Genomic DNA, 292 nt, shown 5'->3' with positions numbered 1-292 from the left:
CCGCGGCAGTCAGTATGCGTCTCGTGACTACCGCTCCACGCTGGATCGGCACGGGTTCCAGGCCTCGATGAGCCGCAAGGGGAACTGCTGGGACAATGCCGTCATGGAGCGCTTCTTCGGTTCACTGAAAAGCGAGTGGCTGGCTGGCCAGCGATACTGGAGCCGACAGGCAGCACGGCGGGATGTGATCGAATATATCGAGATGGAGTACAACAGCTGCCGGCTCCACTCGACCCTGGGCTACCAGACGCCGAGGGAGATTGAATTGGCAGCTGTCGCTTGAAAATGTGTC

Annotated in this window: 1 protein-coding gene; it reads left to right on the top strand. The window is 59.9% G+C overall.

All coding sequences use genetic code 11. The features are described 5' to 3' along the window. Window positions 1–283: integrase core domain-containing protein (locus E0702_RS16740; RefSeq protein WP_165927599.1), on the top strand; the 283-nt coding region annotated here is incomplete at its 5' end. Between the last annotated feature and the right edge of the window lie 9 nt (window positions 284–292).

Origin of the sequence: Halomonas marinisediminis, from assembly GCF_004347715.1 — a bacterium.
Classification (GTDB): domain Bacteria; phylum Pseudomonadota; class Gammaproteobacteria; order Pseudomonadales; family Halomonadaceae; genus Halomonas; species Halomonas icarae.
This window is presented reverse-complemented; position numbering and strand designations above follow the sequence as displayed.